The sequence below is a fragment of the Bacillus sp. NPDC094077 genome (assembly GCF_050279465.1).
In the GTDB taxonomy this organism is placed as follows: domain Bacteria; phylum Bacillota; class Bacilli; order Bacillales; family Bacillaceae_G; genus Bacillus_A.
On the sequence record NZ_JBNNUF010000002.1, the window covers coordinates 231238 to 248919 of the forward strand.

12 protein-coding genes and 3 pseudogenes are annotated in these 17682 nt (G+C 32.1%); 14 read left to right on the top strand and 1 reads right to left on the bottom strand.

Going from position 1 to position 17682, the window contains the following annotated elements; translation table 11 throughout:
- Positions 1-88: 88 nt before the first annotated feature.
- From ACQKNR_RS05960 to ACQKNR_RS05995, 8 genes are all read left to right on the top strand, one after another.
- A complete protein-coding gene (locus ACQKNR_RS05960) occupies positions 89-793 on the top strand; it encodes a response regulator (RefSeq protein WP_427316112.1) in 705 nt (234 codons plus the stop codon).
- The gene (locus tag ACQKNR_RS05965; protein WP_427316113.1) at positions 793-1779 is read left to right on the top strand and encodes a sensor histidine kinase; all 987 of its coding nucleotides are present in this window, start codon (positions 793-795) and stop codon (positions 1777-1779) included. Before ACQKNR_RS05960 ends, ACQKNR_RS05965 begins: the two co-directional genes overlap by 1 nt.
- 143 nt (positions 1780-1922) lie before the next feature.
- Positions 1923-2693, top strand: a complete 771-nt coding sequence (locus ACQKNR_RS05970; RefSeq protein WP_427316115.1) for an ABC transporter ATP-binding protein — start codon at positions 1923-1925, stop codon at positions 2691-2693.
- Positions 2668-4638, top strand: coding sequence for an FtsX-like permease family protein (locus ACQKNR_RS05975; protein WP_427316116.1), 1971 nt, complete (start codon positions 2668-2670; stop codon positions 4636-4638). The genes ACQKNR_RS05970 and ACQKNR_RS05975 overlap by 26 nt, the downstream gene beginning before the upstream one ends.
- 32 nt (positions 4639-4670) lie before the next feature.
- A complete protein-coding gene (locus tag ACQKNR_RS05980) occupies positions 4671-5414 on the top strand; it encodes a lipoprotein BA_5634 family protein (RefSeq protein WP_427316118.1) in 744 nt (247 codons plus the stop codon).
- Between the two features lie 512 nt (positions 5415-5926).
- Entirely contained in the window at positions 5927-7894 is a 1968-nt protein-coding gene (locus tag ACQKNR_RS05985; protein WP_427316120.1) for a penicillin-binding transpeptidase domain-containing protein, read from the top strand.
- Positions 7895-8664: 770 nt separating this feature from the next.
- On the top strand, positions 8665-9198 hold the full coding sequence (locus tag ACQKNR_RS05990; RefSeq protein ID WP_427316122.1) for an RNA polymerase sigma factor: 534 nt from the start codon (positions 8665-8667) through the stop codon (positions 9196-9198).
- Positions 9188-10015: an SH3 domain-containing protein gene (locus ACQKNR_RS05995; protein WP_427316124.1), complete on the top strand. Its 828-nt coding sequence runs from the start codon at positions 9188-9190 to the stop codon at positions 10013-10015. The genes ACQKNR_RS05990 and ACQKNR_RS05995 overlap by 11 nt, the downstream gene beginning before the upstream one ends.
- An 11-nt stretch (positions 10016-10026) precedes the next feature.
- On the opposite strand, the gene ACQKNR_RS06000 is transcribed toward ACQKNR_RS05995, so the two are convergent.
- Positions 10027-11793 carry a peptidoglycan D,D-transpeptidase FtsI family protein gene (locus tag ACQKNR_RS06000; RefSeq protein WP_427316125.1) on the bottom strand — a complete coding sequence of 589 codons (1767 nt, stop codon included), beginning with the start codon at positions 11791-11793 and terminating at the stop codon, positions 10027-10029.
- A gap of 402 nt (positions 11794-12195) precedes the next feature.
- Between ACQKNR_RS06000 and ACQKNR_RS06005 the strand changes: the two genes are divergently transcribed.
- From ACQKNR_RS06005 to ACQKNR_RS06030, 6 genes and pseudogenes are all read left to right on the top strand, one after another.
- A complete protein-coding gene (locus ACQKNR_RS06005) occupies positions 12196-14331 on the top strand; it encodes a peptidoglycan D,D-transpeptidase FtsI family protein (RefSeq protein WP_427316127.1) in 2136 nt (711 codons plus the stop codon).
- Between the two features lie 207 nt (positions 14332-14538).
- Positions 14539-15486, top strand: a complete 948-nt coding sequence (gene bla / locus ACQKNR_RS06010; protein WP_427316998.1) for a class A beta-lactamase Bla1 — start codon at positions 14539-14541, stop codon at positions 15484-15486.
- A gap of 118 nt (positions 15487-15604) precedes the next feature.
- Positions 15605-16065: pseudogene (locus tag ACQKNR_RS06015) on the top strand (metallophosphoesterase); the annotation flags it as partial.
- 216 nt (positions 16066-16281) lie between these two features.
- Complete coding sequence (locus tag ACQKNR_RS06020) at positions 16282-16533, top strand: hypothetical protein (RefSeq protein ID WP_000548596.1); 252 nt, start codon at positions 16282-16284, stop codon at positions 16531-16533.
- A gap of 199 nt (positions 16534-16732) precedes the next feature.
- Positions 16733-16909: pseudogene (locus tag ACQKNR_RS06025) on the top strand (ATP-binding cassette domain-containing protein); the annotation flags it as partial.
- A pseudogene (locus tag ACQKNR_RS06030) lies at positions 16903-17523 on the top strand (YbgA family protein); the annotation flags it as partial. The pseudogenes ACQKNR_RS06025 and ACQKNR_RS06030, both read left to right, overlap by 7 nt.
- Positions 17524-17682: the final 159 nt, after the last annotated feature.

The window sequence follows — 17682 nt, forward strand, 5'->3', positions numbered from 1 at the left end:
ATGTAAGATATCATCTTTTTTAAATAAATAAAATATAAAACGCTAAACGAACTTTAAAAATTACACCTAAATTAAAGGAGAGTACGAAATGAATACAATCATGATTGTAGAAGATGATATGAAAATCGCTGAATTACTGGGAACTCATATAAAAAAATATGGATACCAAAGTGTTATTATAGAGGATTTTGAAAATATCTTAGAAATATTTCAAGAGATAAAACCAGATTTAGTGCTATTAGATGTAAATTTACCTAATTTTGACGGTTATTATTGGTGTCGCCAAATACGAGCTATTTCTACTTGTCCAATTGTATTTCTATCTGCAAGGAGTGGGGAAATGGATCAAGTTATGGCTTTAGAAAATGGTGGTGATGACTACATTACAAAACCTTTTTATTATGAAGTTGTAATGTCTAAAATCCGTAGTCAACTCAGAAGAGCATACGGTGAATATGCTCCTAAAGTAAAAGAACGAATAGTTGAGCAATCAGGATTATTCCTGTTCCCAGAAAGGATGGAACTTCAACTAGATGATAAGACGATTTTACTTACTAGAAAAGAAACAACTTTATTGGAAATATTGATAACAAAGTCTCCGCTTCTTGTAAAACGTGAAGTGATTTTAGAACAACTATGGGATAGTTCATATATAGACGAGAATACATTGAGTGTAAATATAGGTAGAATTAGAAGGAAATTGCAAAATTTGGGTATTGAAAACGCACTGGAGACAGTTCGTGGTGCTGGTTATCGTTTGCATGCTACTTGGGAAAAGGAAGGAAAGGAATAATGAAATTATTTTTACAAGAACATATTCCACTCATTTGTTATACATTTGCCCAATTGCTTATCATCCTTTTTATTTATTGGTTTGATGGTTATCCACATATTTTGACAGCATTATATTCTGTATTTTTGGGTGTTTTTTTATTAATGGGTTATCTAATATATCGTTATTATAGTCATCGTTCATTCTACAAGCGTCTATCAACACCAATGGAAACTTTAAATGAGTCAATAAAAGAAAGTGATTTGACTCCATTATCAATGGCCTTAGATAAATTACTACAAGCTCAATATCAATATTATCAAAACCAATTAAAAAAATGGGAACGAAAACAACAAGAACAAATGACTTTTATGAATCAATGGGTCCATCAAATGAAAACACCTCTTTCTGTTATTGAGTTAATTACACAAGATGCAGATGACTTTCGATTTGACAGTATTAATGAAGAAACGGAAAGAATCAAAAAAGGATTAGAAATGGTCTTATATGTTGCTCGTTTAGAAACATTCGAACAGGATTTTCATGTAGACAGCTTGAAATTATTGGGAATGATTGATTCTGTAATTCATGAAAATAAACGTCTGTTTATACGTAGTTATGTGTATCCAGAGGTAAAAGTAGATCCGAATCTTATTGTAGAAACAGATAAGAAATGGTTTCGATTTATACTCAATCAAGTGCTGTCAAATGCAATCAAATATTCATCAAGTAAGAAAGAGAAAGTAATAGTATCGGCATATTCAAAAGGACGAGCAATTATTTTGGAAGTAATAGATTATGGAGTTGGTATTCCTACTGCTGATTTACCACGTGTTTTCAATCCATTTTATACTGGAGAAAATGGTAGGAAATTTAAAGAGTCTACGGGAATGGGATTATATCTTGTTAAAGAAGTATGTGGAAAATTAAATCATAAGATTGATCTAGAATCTGAGGTAGGTAAGGGAACAAAAGTTAGAATCGTATTCCCGTATGCATCTCGTTAACCGATGAAAGGTAGACTTTTCATCGGTTTTTTCTTTTGAATCTTACAAACTTGTTAGATAAATGTTAGGGAAATCGATATGAGACATACTAAATATAGGTTACACTTCATGTATCGAAAAGAGAAATGGAAGGTGAAATACTTGTGGAGATACTACATGTTTCAGATTTAGGGAAAGTTTATCCTGGGAAAATTTCTTATACAGCATTATCCCATATTGATTTAAAAATAAACAAAGGTGAATTTGTAGGAATTATGGGACCATCTGGGAGTGGTAAAACAACGCTATTAAATATGGTGTCTACTATAGATGCTCCAACATCAGGAGAAGTATTAATTCATGGAGAAAATCCATATCTGTTATCTCCAGATCAGTTGTCTTTATTTCGAAGACGTGAATTAGGGTTTGTTTTTCAATCATTTAATCTCCTTAATACATTGACAGTGAAAGAAAATATTGTTCTTCCACTTACGCTTGATGGTGTAAGCCCTAAAGAAATGGAAGGTAAAGTTGAAGCCATTGCTGAAAAACTAGGGATAACTGAAATATTAGATAAACGTACGTATGAAATTTCTGGTGGGCAGGCACAAAGAACAGCAATCGCACGAGCTACTATTCATAATCCGAAGTTATTACTTGCGGATGAGCCTACAGGCAATCTGGATTCAAAATCTGCTTGTGATGTGATGGAATTATTGACAAGGCTTAATAAAGAAAGTGGCACAACGATGATGTTAGTGACACATGATGCAATGGCTGCAAGTTATTGTGATCGCATTGTGTTTATCAAAGATGGACAGTTGTACAATGAGATTTATTGTGGAGATAATCGCAAAGTATTCTATCAAAAAATTCTAGAGGTTTTAGCATTATTAGGAGGAAATGCACATGACTTTTCGACAGTTCGCATTTAATAACGTCATTCGAAGTAAACGAACATATTTGGCTCATTTTTTAAGTAGTACGTTTGCCATTATGATTTTCTTTACTTATGCATTACTTGCATTTCATCCTAATTTACAAGGGGATCTTGCTACCAGTGTAACAATCAATACATTTGCAAAGTCAGGTTTGCAGATATCACAGGGGTTAATATTTTTCTTCTCATTCTTCTTTATCCTATATTCTGTAAGTGCATTTTTAAAAACAAGAAAAAAAGATTTTGGAATTCTAATGCTACATGGGATGTCACGTTCACAGTTAAATAAATTAGTATTTATTGAAAATATAATTATTGGTATCGCTTCTATTTTAACAGGAATTACAATTGGAATGGCGTTCTCTAAGTTTATCTTAATTATGAGCAACAATCTGTTACTTATTGATAAAGGACTCCCATTTTACATGCCCTTTAAAGCAATTGGGATAACATTTGGAGCTTTCTTCTTATTATTTTTATTTATTTCACTTTTCACTTCTCGACTAGTAAATGTAAAGCAATTAGTAGAATTAATAAAGGCAGGAGAAAAGCCAAAGCCTGAACCAAAAGCATCCTTTTGGCTATCTTTATTCGCGCTTATTTGTATTGGATTAGGATATACGGCTGTTTTCCATAGTGTTAACGCAATTCAATACAAGGATATGAATTATGTATTATTCATGATGGCGACAGGGGTGAGCTTTGTTGTGCTTGGAACGTACTTCTTATTTACACAGCTCAGTGTGTATGTGTTACGTGTATTAAAAAAAAGAGAAAATATTTTCTTTAAGAAAACAAACATACTCACCATCTCAGATTTAGTGTATCAATTAAAAGATAATGCAAAAATGTTTTTTATGGTCACTATTATATCTGCCGTTGCCTTCATTGCAGTGGGGACTTGTATGGGATTAGGCAATTCATCCATGGCTGAATCGGATAGCCCTTTTGCATTTTCTTATCAGTCTTATAATAATAACCATCTAGAAAAAGAACATCTAAAAAAAATAGAAAGCGAACTCCATGATGGTGAGTTTAATTTCAAACAGGTGACTTATTCAATAAAACAAATTCCAGATACTCTCTATTACAGTAATATATTATCAAACGTCATAAAATTAAGTGATTATAATAAGTTAGCTAATGTATTTGGTTTTGAAAAAGAAAGCTTAAAAGATGAAAATGATAGTGTTGTCATACCTTCAAGAAAATTCGCTAATACAAAATCGAATCAAAATAACTTTCAATTGTTGTATAAAAATATAAATAAAGATATGCATGTAAATAAAATACTGACTCCGAAAGAATTACAAGATAAAAACCAAACGATAATTATTGTACAAGACGCTGTATATAATCAAATGATAGTGGATGCAGAGGATCACTATGGTAAATCCACTATAAATGGTTTTATTGTGAAGGACTGGGAGAAAACGCAAAAAGTTTCTGAAAAAATCGTGACTATTTTTCAGAAAGATAATGAAGGTAGAAATGAGCCTATAGTATACAACGAACAATATAAATTTTCTTCTTTAATTTCTACATGGATAGTGATGAAGCAAGGTTTTGGACTTGCATCCATCATGAGTGTATTAATAGGCATTGTTTTCTTTACGTTTGCTGCAAGCTTTTTATATTTCCGATTATACACAGACTTAGAACGAAATCAGCAGCAATATAAAATGATAGCAAAAGTTGGTTTAAGTAAACCTGAATTAAAGAAAATTGTGTCACGTCAACTTGCATTACTATTCTTTTTACCCATTGTAATAGCAATTACACATAGTGCAGTAGCTTTTACGGCCTTGCAAGAGTTAGCCGATTTTTCAGTCTTGGGTAGTTCAGTTATGGTATTAATTTGTTTCTTAGTTTTGCAAATTATATACTTTTACTTTGTTCGTTCTCAATACTTGAAAAAAATGTATAAAACGATTTTTTAATTCAAATATAATTAAAAGAAGGAGAATATAGGTTGAAAAAAAGACTTGGATTATTAATAGTAGCTGGTATTTCGATTACCATGTTAGGAGCATGTTCATTATTTGGTGTAAAAGATTCTCCAGCAAATGGAATTTCAATAGAAGTAGGAAAGATAAACGAACAAGCAAGAAACTCTATAATAGACTCATACAAAGATATAACAACATCACAAGACCTATATCAATTAAAAGAAGGGACTATAGATAATAACAAGCTCAACATAAAGCTACCGACTAATTTTGGGGATTCTATGGATACTGCTACTAGTAATTTACTATTTATTAGTAGAACAACTGCTGAAAAAATGAATAAAAAGGGGCTTATACGTGAAAGGGATAATAATCAAGGGCTTCTATCTTCAGTCCCTCTTGATTCGTTACCAAAAATAGAAAAAGATGAAACTATCTTATTTGCAAATAAAGAATATAAAGACTTGAAAGAACTAACATTTGATGAGAAAAAAATGAATGTTCAATTTAAAGGGGATGTATGGTTATCTCCATATCGTGGTGTATCCAACGTAATCCTATTAATTGTAGATGATACATTATTTAAAGAAATAAATGGGAAAGAAAAAGCAAGACAATTTCTATCTTTTAATAAATCTTTTGGGAATCTTAATTTAGAGAGTCAAGGGAAAGCACCAGAATTAAGAAAGGAAATAGATAAAGTGAATACGGCTTTGGGCAATGAGGACAAGGGAGCCGTCAATTTTGTAAATATTACTGAAAAATAAACAATTACGTTTATATGGGTAGCATCCCATCACCATCAGGTTAAGAAAAACAAACCTATCATCGACATAGTGTTGTTGTGATAGATTATGATGAACAATATGTATATATTAACGGCTCGAAGTGATGAAGATGACACTTATACCCTAAGTAATTTTTTGTACGGTTTATATTTTTGTTATTTTCTATTGTAGAATCCTTATTATAAGGGTTCTATTTTTTGTATCAAAAATCTATAAAGAAAAAGATAATATCGGCGAAAACGAATTAAAAGGTATTTTAAATAAAATTGTTAAAACAACACTAATAATGATACCGATTGCTAAATAGATTCGCTTCTTTTGTTTGTAAGAATCTTAAAATCTTTCCCTTCCAATGCAACTTAACCATAAATTAATTTTTTTGTAAATGTGGAACAATTTCATTACTTACACTGTCTATTAAACGTTAAAACATTTTTTGTTTAATAAATTAAGAAAGGAATAATCATTTATAACTAAGGGAGAAGATTGAATTGAAAAAAATATGGATGCTACTTTTCTTTTGTTTCGGAATTATGTTGGTAGGGTGTAATAAAAACGAACCGCCAAAACAAGCATTTGAAGAATATATCAATTTATGGAATGATAAAAAATTTACAAGTATGTATGATCATTTATCAGAACATGCCAAAAAAACGATTTCTAAAAAGGACTTCACAGAGAAATATCAAAAAATCTATGATGGTATTGGAGTTAAGAATTTAAAAATTAAAACGAAAGGAGAGAATGCTAAAGATAAAGATCTATTTCTTTATGAAGTTAATATGGATACGGATGGAGGGCCAGTTTCATTCATCCATGAAGCAAAACTCGTGAAAGAAAAGGAATCTTGGAAAATAGATTGGACACCAGACTTCATTTTTCCAGGGATGAAAAAAGATTACAAAGTACGTATGCAAACAGAGCAAGGAAAACGCGGAGAAATATATGATCGAAATGGGAAAGGGCTTGCAACGAATGGTAAAGCGACTGAGGTTGGAATTATTCCAGAGAAACTAGGCGAAACGGCAGCGCAGACAAAAGAAATAGTAGCACAATTACTTGATATGTCTACAGAAGAGGTCGATCAGAAGCTCGCAGCGAAATGGATAAAACCAGATTCCTTTGTTCCAATTGGTATTTTAAAAGAGGGAACTAGACAGAATGATTATATTGAATTAGAAGGAGTTTCATCTCGCCCAGTAAATATTCGTACGTATCCATTAGGAGAAGCTGCGGCACACTTAACGGGATATATAGGAAAGGTAAATGCAGAGGAGTTAAAATCGCTTCAAAAAAAAGGTTATCAAGCAGATGATTTAGTGGGTAAGACAGGTTTAGAGAAAGTATTAGAGAATAAATTGCGTGGTGAAAAGGGTGGACGCGTATTTATGGAAGACGAGAACGGAAAAGAGATTAAAAACTTAGCAAAAAAAGAAGCAAAAGAAGGGGAAAATGTTACGTTAACAATTGATGCTGCAATTCAAGAAAAAATCTTTAATGAGATGAAAAATGAAGCAGGATCTAGTGCAGCGGTCAATCCTAAAACGGGTGAAACAATCGCACTTGTAAGTAGCCCTGCTTATAATCCAAATACAATAGTTAGAGGAGCATCAAAAGCCCAACGAGAAGCATGGAATAACGACTCGAAACTTCCAATGATGAATCGTTTCACACAAGCATTTGTACCAGGTTCCGTATTTAAAACGATTACAGGTGCAATTGGTTTGGAAACGAAAACAATAAATCCTAAGGAAGAATTTAAAATTCAAGGATTAAAGTGGACAAAAGATTCATCTTGGGGAAATTATTATGTAACACGTGTGAAGGATGCTAGTCCAATTGATTTTGATAAGGCAATGAAGTACTCTGATAATATTTATTTTGCTCAACAAGCTTTGAAAATGGGAAAAGATCAGTATGTAAATGAATTTAAGAAATACGGATTTTATGAAAAATTACCAATCGAATACGAATTTCCTATTTCAATCATTGCAAGAGATGGGATAAAAAATGATATTCAACTAGCAGACACAGGATATGGACAAGGACAAGTATTAATGACACCACTTCATTTAGCATTAACATATGCACCGATTGTGAATGAAGGGAATATTCCGTCGCCTCATCTTTTAAAAGAAGCAAAAGTAGCGGGGAATTGGAAAGAAAATGTGGTTTCTAAAAAGAATCAAGAGATATTAAAGAGTGCATTAATAAAAGTCATTAATGACCCTGATGGCGCGGGGAGAATTGCTAAGGTTGATGGTGTAACTCTAGCTGGTAAAACGGGTACAGCAGAGCTGAAAGAGTCGAAAGAAGCAGACGGAAAAGAACTTGGATGGTTTGCAGCTTTTGATGCGAATGCACCAGACATGATTGTTACCATGATGATCGAAGATGTAAAAGGAAGAGGAGGGAGTAATGTTCCAGGCGAAAAAGTAAAACATGTTTTTCAGAAATAACACTTAATTATAAGGTGAAATCTTTTACTAAATTTATTATATGTTTGCTTAACTCAAAGGTATAAATTGGGCAAAATAAAGAATAATTAAATTTCAAAAAAAGCATTCTTCCTAATCGAGAATGCTTTTTTATTTTGTTGTGGCTCTAGAAAGTTGATACCCCATCATATTCATTATTTGCACGTACGTGCTGATTGGTAGTTTGTCCTAAATACTGATTTAAAATCAGAGGATTCGTCGGAAGTGTAAAATTGCATAGTTGAGAGTGCGATTCCGATTGGGACAGGTACTAATGAAGCTGGTGATAAAAAACTTGTTCATTTTTATTTTCATATCTGAAATCTTGGTGTTGCTAATAGTAAATATAAGAGAAGAACAAATTGAAATAGACAAACGAGGGTGATTTTAAACTTAAAAAAACAGTTATTTAGTAAAAAATAAATAGAGCACACAAATAAGTATGCTCTCAAAAAAATAGGTGATATAAGTGGAGTGTTGCGTGAAATTCAAAAATAATAATCAGATTTTTATGAGTGTATTTTTAACATTGTATGCTTTACTTGTTTTGTAGGAGCCTGTCATGTAAGAGAATGTATAAGTGATTATCTAATGAAAATTATTGCTCACCTTTACATTTTTTAAGAAGGATTCTTCTATCAAAAAAAAGATAAACAATGGAACAAATGAAACTTGTATCATGTCTATATATTGAAACCATATTAAAAGTGAGGGCAGTTTTATGTTTATTCAAATAAGTTTGAGGTGTGGAAATGGAACAGAAGTTTATTGAAAAAAGTAATCATGATGAGCTTGACTATATTATAAAAGACTATTGGCAAGATGTATGGAATTATTCATTTATTATTACGAAAGATCCACACTTATCAGATGACATCACGCAAGATGTCTTTATAAAGGTTTTTAAACATTGGCATTCGTTTCGAAAGGAGTCATCTATTAAAACGTGGATATTAAAAATTACAAGAAATACGGCAATAAACTATTTGAAATCCTCCTATTTTAAAAGGATATCTTTAATAGGATTTTTTAGTGACGATAAGCAATCTTTGTCGGCGGAACAAGAATTTTTTAAGCAAGAGGAAATGAATGATGTGTGGGAGGTTGTATTAAAACTACCTAAAAAACACCGTGAAATACTAATATTGGACGCAAAATACGAATTATCTTATGAAGAAATGGCTGAAACATTAGGAGTGTCAATTGGAACTGTAAAATCTAGATTAAGCCGAGCAAGAAGTAAGGTTTCAAAATTAATAGGGGAGGGTAGAAGTGATGAACAATAAAAAAAATCCTGACTGGTATAGCAAATTAAAAGGCGGCCCAATGGAGCACCGTAAAGATGAAGAAGAATTTATTTATAAAATAAAGCAATCGGTATACCAAAATAGTGAAGTAGATTCTGTAACATACAAGAGACCATTTCGTAAAAAAGCATTGCCTATTGTAGTTGTTTTGGCTTGTACAATGTTATTTTTTATTATTCAACAACCTTGGCTTGATGATAATAAATCACCGGTACAAAGTAGTACTCAAATTAAGCCTAAAACAAAAGATGAGTCTGCTCAAGATCCTTCATTAAAACAATTTATGAATGATTTATATCGAACTACAGATTTAAAAAATGAAAATGACCTGTATAGAGCGTTAAATGATGAAGTTCTATTTAAAGGGAAGAGTTATAAGAAGGATGAATTAAAGTTTGATGAAGATATTTTTCATGAGTTGCAAGTTGCTCTTACAATGGGAGGAGAATTTGTGAATGATACAAAGCAAGTATACAAAGTACCAAGTGGATTAACAGAAAGTGATCAGTCAAAGCAAGCGCATTTTATATATGCAACTGTTACTGGAAACAAAACGAAAATTTTAGCTGAACCAAAACGAGAATCACAAGTTTTATATGAAGTATCTAATGAAATGGTAAAAGCTTGGATTCCAGAAAAAGTGCAGAATGATGGATATATAAAAATATCGACAATTAACGGTAATACTGGATATGTACAAAAAGAATATGTTTTAACTGATATTAAGTATTCATTCATATTCGAAAAGGATCATGAAGGTATATGGAAAATAACGAATATAGATTCTATATGGTAAAAGAGGAAGGTTCACTTTAGTGAACCTTCCTCTTTGTTTTTATTTTCTTTTTGAAGAGTATTCCAGTACTCTAAAATTTCTGATGTAACGAGAGCAGCGATGTTTTTTTCTGAATTACTACCAGGAATAACGACAGAAATAGCAATTTGTGGATCTTCGGTAGGAGCATATGCAATGAAAAGAGAATGATTTATCATTCTTTCTTCCTCGTTCGGAGAGCCTGTTATACCTGTTTTACCTGCGACATGAAAGGGCAAATTTTTGATCTCCTCTATATTTTGACTCATCCCACCTTGTATGACACTCCAAAATTTCATAGGATAACGATTTGAACTTTCTAAGATTGGTTTACTCTTTTTTGTCTCCTTACCGTCCTGACCAATAATAGCACTTACGATTTGAGGTTTATATTTATCACCTTTACTTGCCAAAGTTGCTGCATATTGGGCGAGTTGAAGAGGAGTGTGCACTTCATTTCCTCCCCAAGAGGCATTTAATAAAGCGGAGATTCCATTTTCAAACTTATTAGATGGATGAAATTCATATTGTCCGTCTTCTTCAAAGGGTAAATCAATCCCGGTTTTAGAACGAAGGCCGAATTGCATTAAATAATCTGTCCATATATGTGCCACTTTTTCTATATTCCCATTATTTTGGTTGAATAAGGGTAGAGCTACTTTTGCTGTCATAAATGTGTTAGATGAATTAATGATAGCCTGACTCGGTGTAATCTCACCTGTTGGCGTTCCAGGTGCATTCGTAATGTTATTTTGATTATCATACTGAAAAGTGCCTTTATCTAAATAAGTATCTTCAGGTTGAAATAGCTTTTCGTTTAATCCAATTAAAATAGTAAGTGGCTTTATAGTAGAGGCCATATTTATATAAGATTCACCATACTTTAATTTTTGAATTGCTTTATTTTGCGAAAGTGATTTGATGTTCTCTTTTTTAGATGATACATGTGTATGTAATGTATTTGGATCAAAAACTGCCGAGTTGGCCATAGTTAAAATTGCACCGGTTTTTACATCGGTCACTACAACATAACCAGCATTAGCATCCGGTATTTTCTTAATTTGAGATCTTAATGCTTCCTCTGTTTTTTGCTGCAACTTAGAGTCTAAAGCTAGCCTGACATCTTTTCCTTTTTGAACTTTTTGAATGTTCCATGAGAACTTTTTATTATTCATTTTAAAAATAAGAGTTTTTCCTGGTTTTCCTTTTAAATCATTTTCATATTGAAGCTCAACCCCACTTTTCCCAACAGGTCCATACTTAGAATTAATGTCATTTTCTACATACCCAATTACTTGTGATGCAATTTCGTGCTTTGGATAATATCGAACCAATTCATCTTTGATGATTACATTATTGGGCTTGTTCTTGTTTATGAATGTAAGTTCACTCTCATTTATGTCAGAGTATAACGGTATATCATTCATAGTTTGCATTTTACAAGATTGTTGTAATTGTAATTTTGTGTCCTTTACAGAAATGTCATGTTGAAACTCGCTTGAAAATTGATTGAAAAAAGCTAATGTGTTTGATGTATCTTGTTTCGATAGCTCTTCATCATTAGAAGTGCAATATAGAGATTTAACTTTCTTATTTGTAGCTAGTATTACACCATTTTGATCAAAAATTTTTCCTCTTTCAGCTGAAGAAGTTGCGATAGTAATTGAAATGAAGTTGATTTTTAATAAAATTAGTAAAATCAAACCTACAATAAAAAGAACCGCTAAAAATCTCCATCTTTTTATTTTTGTATGTAACATAAAACCCTCCCTTATTTAGCTTATTTCATCTTATAGTTAATTATTTTTTTTGTAAATGTGGAACAACTTTATGATTTAGATTGTCTATTAAGTATTACAGCATGAAGAAAGGAACAATTAGTATGAAAAGTTAATAGCAAGTCTATGTGTAAGTTTAATATGAGTCATTATACAGTTTAGCATTTCTAATGCAAGCGACAAAAAAATAGAGAGAAAAACAGGAAGGGAGATTTATCAATTACACGGCTAAACGAAAAGGAATTGACGCTTACAAGGATTTAGAAAAAAAGATAAGACACTATTTATAATTGAATGGTGGTTTCTAATATATAGGGAACGTATTTAGTATATTTATTTACTCAGTATTAGTGAGGAGTTCCAGAAGAATTATATGGAGGATTTATGAAAAAACAAAAAGAAAAAAAGCAGAAGACATATGTATCTATTCGATTAAATATAATGTTCCTTTGCATATTTGTACTATTCTCAGCTATTATTATGCAGCTAGGAAAAGTACAAATTGTTGAGGGAGAGGATTATAAGAACCAAGTGGAAAACAGTCAAAATGCAACAACTAGTATTCCGGTTCCACGTGGGCAAATTCTAGATCGAGAAGGGAAAACAGTTGTTAATAATCAATCTCTTCGTACGATTACGTATACAAGGGCGAAGGGGATAACGAGTAAAGATATTTTAAAAACAGCAAAAGAATTGGCGAAAGTACTTGAAATGCCTGAACAAGATATAAATAAGTTAACGGATATCGATAAAAAAGATTTCTGGATGCAATTGAATACGAAACGTGCGGAGTCAAAGATTACTAAAAAAGATATAGAAAAGTTTAAAGAAAAGGGAATAGAGGGAAAAGAGTTAGATAAAAAAATTGAAGACTTAAGACGAAGTCGCGTTACAGAAGTAGAATTGGCAGAATTAACAGCACAAGATTTAAAGGTGTTAGCTATTAAAAGTAAAATGAGTTCGGGTTATCAACTAACGCCACAAATTATTAAAAAAGATGTAACAAATCAAGAGTATGCGCAGATAAGTGAAAACCTTGCGGAGTTTCCAGGAGTAGATGCAACAGTTGATTGGGAGCGTAATTATGTAAATGGTAATTTATTTCGTTCCGTGTTAGGTAATATTACGAGTAGTGAAGAAGGATTACCGAAAGAAAACTTAGATTCTTATTTGGTACGTGGGTATAACCGTAATGATCGTGTAGGAAAAAGTTATATTGAACAACGATATGAAGATGTATTACATGGTACAAAAGAAGAAGTGAAAAACATTACTGATAAATCAGGAAACATTATAAACACAGAAATAATCTCTAAAGGAAAAAGTGGTAATAGTATAACATTAACAATTGATATGGAATTACAAAAGAAAGTGGAAGAAAGTATAGAGAAAAATTTGAGAGCTTTTAAGAGTTCAGAGCCACTGTTAGACCGAGCTTTTGTCGTCATGACGAATCCAAATAACGGACAGATTTTATCTATGGCAGGCAAAAAGATTGTAGAAAAAGAAGGGAAAATAGAAATTGAGGATCTAGCATTAGGTAACATGACAACTTCGTATGAGTTAGGGTCAGCTGTAAAAGGTGCTACTTTATTAACTGGATATGAGACAGGGGCAATACAGCCAGGAGATCAATTTTATGATGCACCGATGAAATTTAAAGGTACACAAGCTAAGAAATCGTGGAATGTATCCGGATTTGGTAATATTAATGATTTACGAGCTTTACAAGTATCTTCGAATGTATACATGTTCCAGACAGCTTTAAAAATCGCGGGAGTTAATTACGTACCAAATGGTTCATTGGATATTAAACAAGGTGCATTTGATACGATGCGCTATTATTTTAAACAATTTGGATTAGGCGTCCCAACAGGTATTGATTTACCGAATGAAATAACTGGACAAACGCGAAAAGTAGATAGTCAACCTGGGTTTTTACTAGATTTTTCTATCGGTCAGTATGATACGTATACGCCATTGCAATTGGCACAATATATTTCAACTATTGCAAACGGTGGTTATAGAATGCAACCCAAAATTGTACAAGAAATACGAGAACAATCCATAAAAGAAGAGGAAGTTGGCAAAGTTATACGCTCAATAGAGCCTGTCGTATTAAATCGAATTGATATGAAGACAGAACATATCGATCGGATAAAAGAAGGATTTAGATGGGTATTCCAAGAAGGTGATGGAACTGGTGTGAAGTATTTCAAAAACGCTCCATATAAACCAGCAGGAAAGACAGGGACAGCTCAAACCGTATATGGTGGAGATGATCCAATTGGTAGAAATGCAAAAGGAGAACGTATGGAATGTTACAACTTAACATTAGTTGGATATGCTCCATATGATAATCCAGAAGTAGCGTTTTCAGTAGTAGTTCCATGGCTTCATAATGATAAAAGTGGAATTAATTCTATAATTGGAAAGGAAGTTTTAGATGTATACTTTGATTTAAAAAAGCAACGTATACATGGTGAAGCTGCTAGTACAGATAGTGCTAATCAAAATTAGTAAAATTTGTGCACTTTTCTCAGGGGTAGAGCCCCTGTTTATATAAAAGCTTTTATAAGTTAAAGGAAGATTTGAAATAAAAGATAGCAGCTATCATAGTTGCTATCTTTTATTTTGTTAATAACTCAGATATTAGTTATAAAATTTTTTAAGTTTATGGAACAAACTTGTTTTATTGTTTGTCTATTATGTGTACGTAAAAAAGGTATTAAGAATTTGAAAGGAATGATGATTTTGAAAAACAAGAGGATGCTAAAAATAGGTATATGCGTTGGTATATTAGGTTTAAGTGTTACAAGCCTAGAAGCTTTTACAGGAGGGACATTGCAAGTTGAAGCGAAAGAAAAGACAGGGCAAGTGAAACATAAAAATCATGCGACGTATAAAGAATTCTCTCAACTTGAGAAAAAATTTGATGCTCGATTAGGTGTGTATGCTATTGATACTGGTACAAATCAAACAATTTCTTATCGACCTAATGAGCGGTTTGCCTTTGCATCAACCTACAAGGCGTTAGCGGCAGGAGTATTGCTACAGCAAAACACAATTGATAAATTAAATGAAGTCATCAAATTTACGAAAGAAGACTTAGTGGAATATTCACCTGTTACAGAGAAACATGTAGATACTGGAATGACACTAGGAGAAATTGCTGAGGCTGCTATTCGTTCAAGTGATAATACTGCAGGGAACATTTTATTTAATAAAATAGGCGGACCTAAAGGATATGAAAAAGCGCTTAGACAGATGGGGGATCGGGTTACTATGTCTGATCGCTTTGAAACAGAATTAAACGAGGCTATTCCAGGAGACATTCGTGACACTAGTACAGCGAAAGCAATTGCTACGAATCTTAAAGCTTTTACGGTCGGAAATACGCTTCCAGATCATAAACGTAAAGTTCTTACAGAGTGGATGAAAGGAAATGCTACAGGAGACAAACTTATTCGCGCAGGCGTGCCAACTGACTGGGTAGTTGGGGATAAATCAGGAGCTGGAAGTTACGGGACACGAAATGATATTGCTATCGTTTGGCCGCCAAATAGAGCACCTATTATCATCGCAATTTTATCCAGTAAAGATGAGAAAGAGGCTACCTATGATAATCAACTAATTTCAGAGGCGACTGAAGTTATAGTCAATGCTCTTAGGTGATGATATCTTAGTTTTCGCATTTCTTAACCTGATGTTATTGAAAGTATAAAATTAGAAAACGATTCTTTTTCGTGTGAAAAGAATCGTTTTTGTATCCTTATTAAAGGGAGAAAAGCAAAAATATAATAGTTTAGAGAAAGAATTGAAGAAACACCATGTCACTGTTTTAAGAAATGAACATGTAATACTACAAAAAGGCGGACAAGAAATAAACTTGTTAGGTATTGATGATTCGGAATTTGTTAATGTAAACCGTGATGAAAGAACTATTGTAAAAGTGAAAATTGAAATGCAGCCAGATAGTTATAATGTATTACTATCCTATAGGACTGAATTTATTGAGGAGTATACTGATGAGCGAATAGATTTAGTTTTATCGGGACACGCTCATGGTGGGCAAATTAGGTATCATTTATCGGTGGATTAGTAGCTTCAAATCAAGGTGTTTTACCTAAATATACAGCGGGTTTATATGAAGAACAAAATACATCTATGGTGGTTAGTAGAGGATTAGGCAATAGTATCATTCCGCAAAGGATTTTTAATAGGTCAGAAATTGTAGTCGTACAGCTAAATTAAACTGTACGATTTTTTTATGTACAAAATGAGTAAAGGAGCTCTATTCATTTTGTACAAGTTTACATTACAATTTTGTTAAAAATTTTCTACGTTACATAAAGTAACAAAATTTGACCCGAAGTGTTTGTTATAGTGTAAATAATCAAAAAACTTAAAAATTAGTCGAGTGAAAAGTGTGATATGAAATTCATGTAAAAAACATAAAGGGGTGTACACATGCATAAAGAATTTGAAATTGAAGAGTATACGGCGATAGAGGAACAAATTCATTACTATTGTAAATGTTTATTAGTCAGCCATCCTGATCAAATAATAAAGTACTTAGAAAAAAGATTAGAAAAATATGCAGAAACATTACAATATGCACATTTATATCCCGATACAGTTATTTTACCGTTACAGCAACTAGTTATCGAATATTCTTTAGACGTTGCTAGAATTAGGAAGTATATGAATTTAAAAACATAAAGACAGATGTATAGTTAAAATGAAACAGAGTCGACTTTAAGAAAACACATTCTAATGTCGACTCTGTTTCATTGTTTGAAGTATTAATTGAAAATACATATTAATCAATGAAGTTTGACATATAATTTTGCAAGAGGAGAATAAAAGTGAGCACTCACTCATTTTATAAAAAGGGGGATAATACGTTGAACAACCTTCAATTATTTTACGGACTGTATCAAAAAGTTTTGGAAAAAAAGAAGTTTTACATAATCTTTCATTGCAAGTTGAAAAAGCAGAGATTTTTGGTTTAGTTGGACCTTCTGGATCAGGAAAAACGACGCTTATTAAAATGATTGCAGGTATTAATGAAGCAACGAAAGGTGAAGTTATTCTAGTTTTGAAAAAGGACCAGTAAAAGGAAAAGGAACTGGGGTATTTGGTGGAGCAGTATTAAAAAATTTTTCGCATCTTCCTATTGAAGAAGAAGGTAGATTGTCGAATTTTATTATTAGAGAGCATTTCTTTACAAGATTGTTTACAATCGCGCATTACAAAATGATTAAACATACTAAAAATATGAAAGAACTCGTAGTATTTCAGTCAGATAATAAATATTTATTTATGGCATATAATCAGGTGAAACAAAAAGAATTAGGGCGTATTATTGCAAATCATAAAAATGGAACTATTGAAGTTGTATTTAATAACTATGAGAAGACTTTATATGAATTATTCATGCGTACACCCCGCTATACATCGAATGTAAATGTATGCGAGCACATTTTCGGATATTTTAAAACAAAGTTAAAAAAACAAGAAAAAGCTCATTTTTTAGAACCGCTAAACAAGTATGCAATGAAGAAAATACCACTTAGCAGTTTGCTTACTGTTTTAAAATCGTGGGCCATTCGATTTGATGATAAGTATTTATTGAGACAAACATATTTCGAACCGTATCCTGAAGCGGTAGTAGAAATTTCAGATTCCGGAAAAGGTAGAGATTATTGAACAAAAAAATACATAATTCGACATGAAAACTCCTATGTTGTTGTAGAACAATGTAGGAATTTTTTTGTGCATTAGTACAGAATCTGTTTTAAAATTAAGTTATGACAGAATTATAGCAATTGTCTAACTAATGTTTTTATCTTTTAATTCGTAATGTTT

Excerpts from the sequence above, each read along its gene's own strand:
- ACQKNR_RS05960 (WP_427316112.1), top strand. The coding sequence starts at position 89 with ATGAATACAATCATGATTGTAGAAGATGATATGAAAATCGCTGAATTA.
- ACQKNR_RS05965 (WP_427316113.1), top strand. The coding sequence starts at position 793 with ATGAAATTATTTTTACAAGAACATATTCCACTCATTTGTTATACATTT.
- ACQKNR_RS05975 (WP_427316116.1), top strand. The coding sequence starts at position 2,668 with ATGACTTTTCGACAGTTCGCATTTAATAACGTCATTCGAAGTAAACGA.
- ACQKNR_RS05990 (WP_427316122.1), top strand. The coding sequence starts at position 8,665 with ATGGAACAGAAGTTTATTGAAAAAAGTAATCATGATGAGCTTGACTAT.
- ACQKNR_RS05995 (WP_427316124.1), top strand. The coding sequence starts at position 9,188 with ATGAACAATAAAAAAAATCCTGACTGGTATAGCAAATTAAAAGGCGGC.
- ACQKNR_RS06000 (WP_427316125.1), bottom strand. The coding sequence starts at position 11,793 with ATGTTACATACAAAAATAAAAAGATGGAGATTTTTAGCGGTTCTTTTT.
- ACQKNR_RS06005 (WP_427316127.1), top strand. The coding sequence starts at position 12,196 with ATGAAAAAACAAAAAGAAAAAAAGCAGAAGACATATGTATCTATTCGA.
- ACQKNR_RS06020 (WP_000548596.1), top strand. The coding sequence starts at position 16,282 with ATGCATAAAGAATTTGAAATTGAAGAGTATACGGCGATAGAGGAACAA.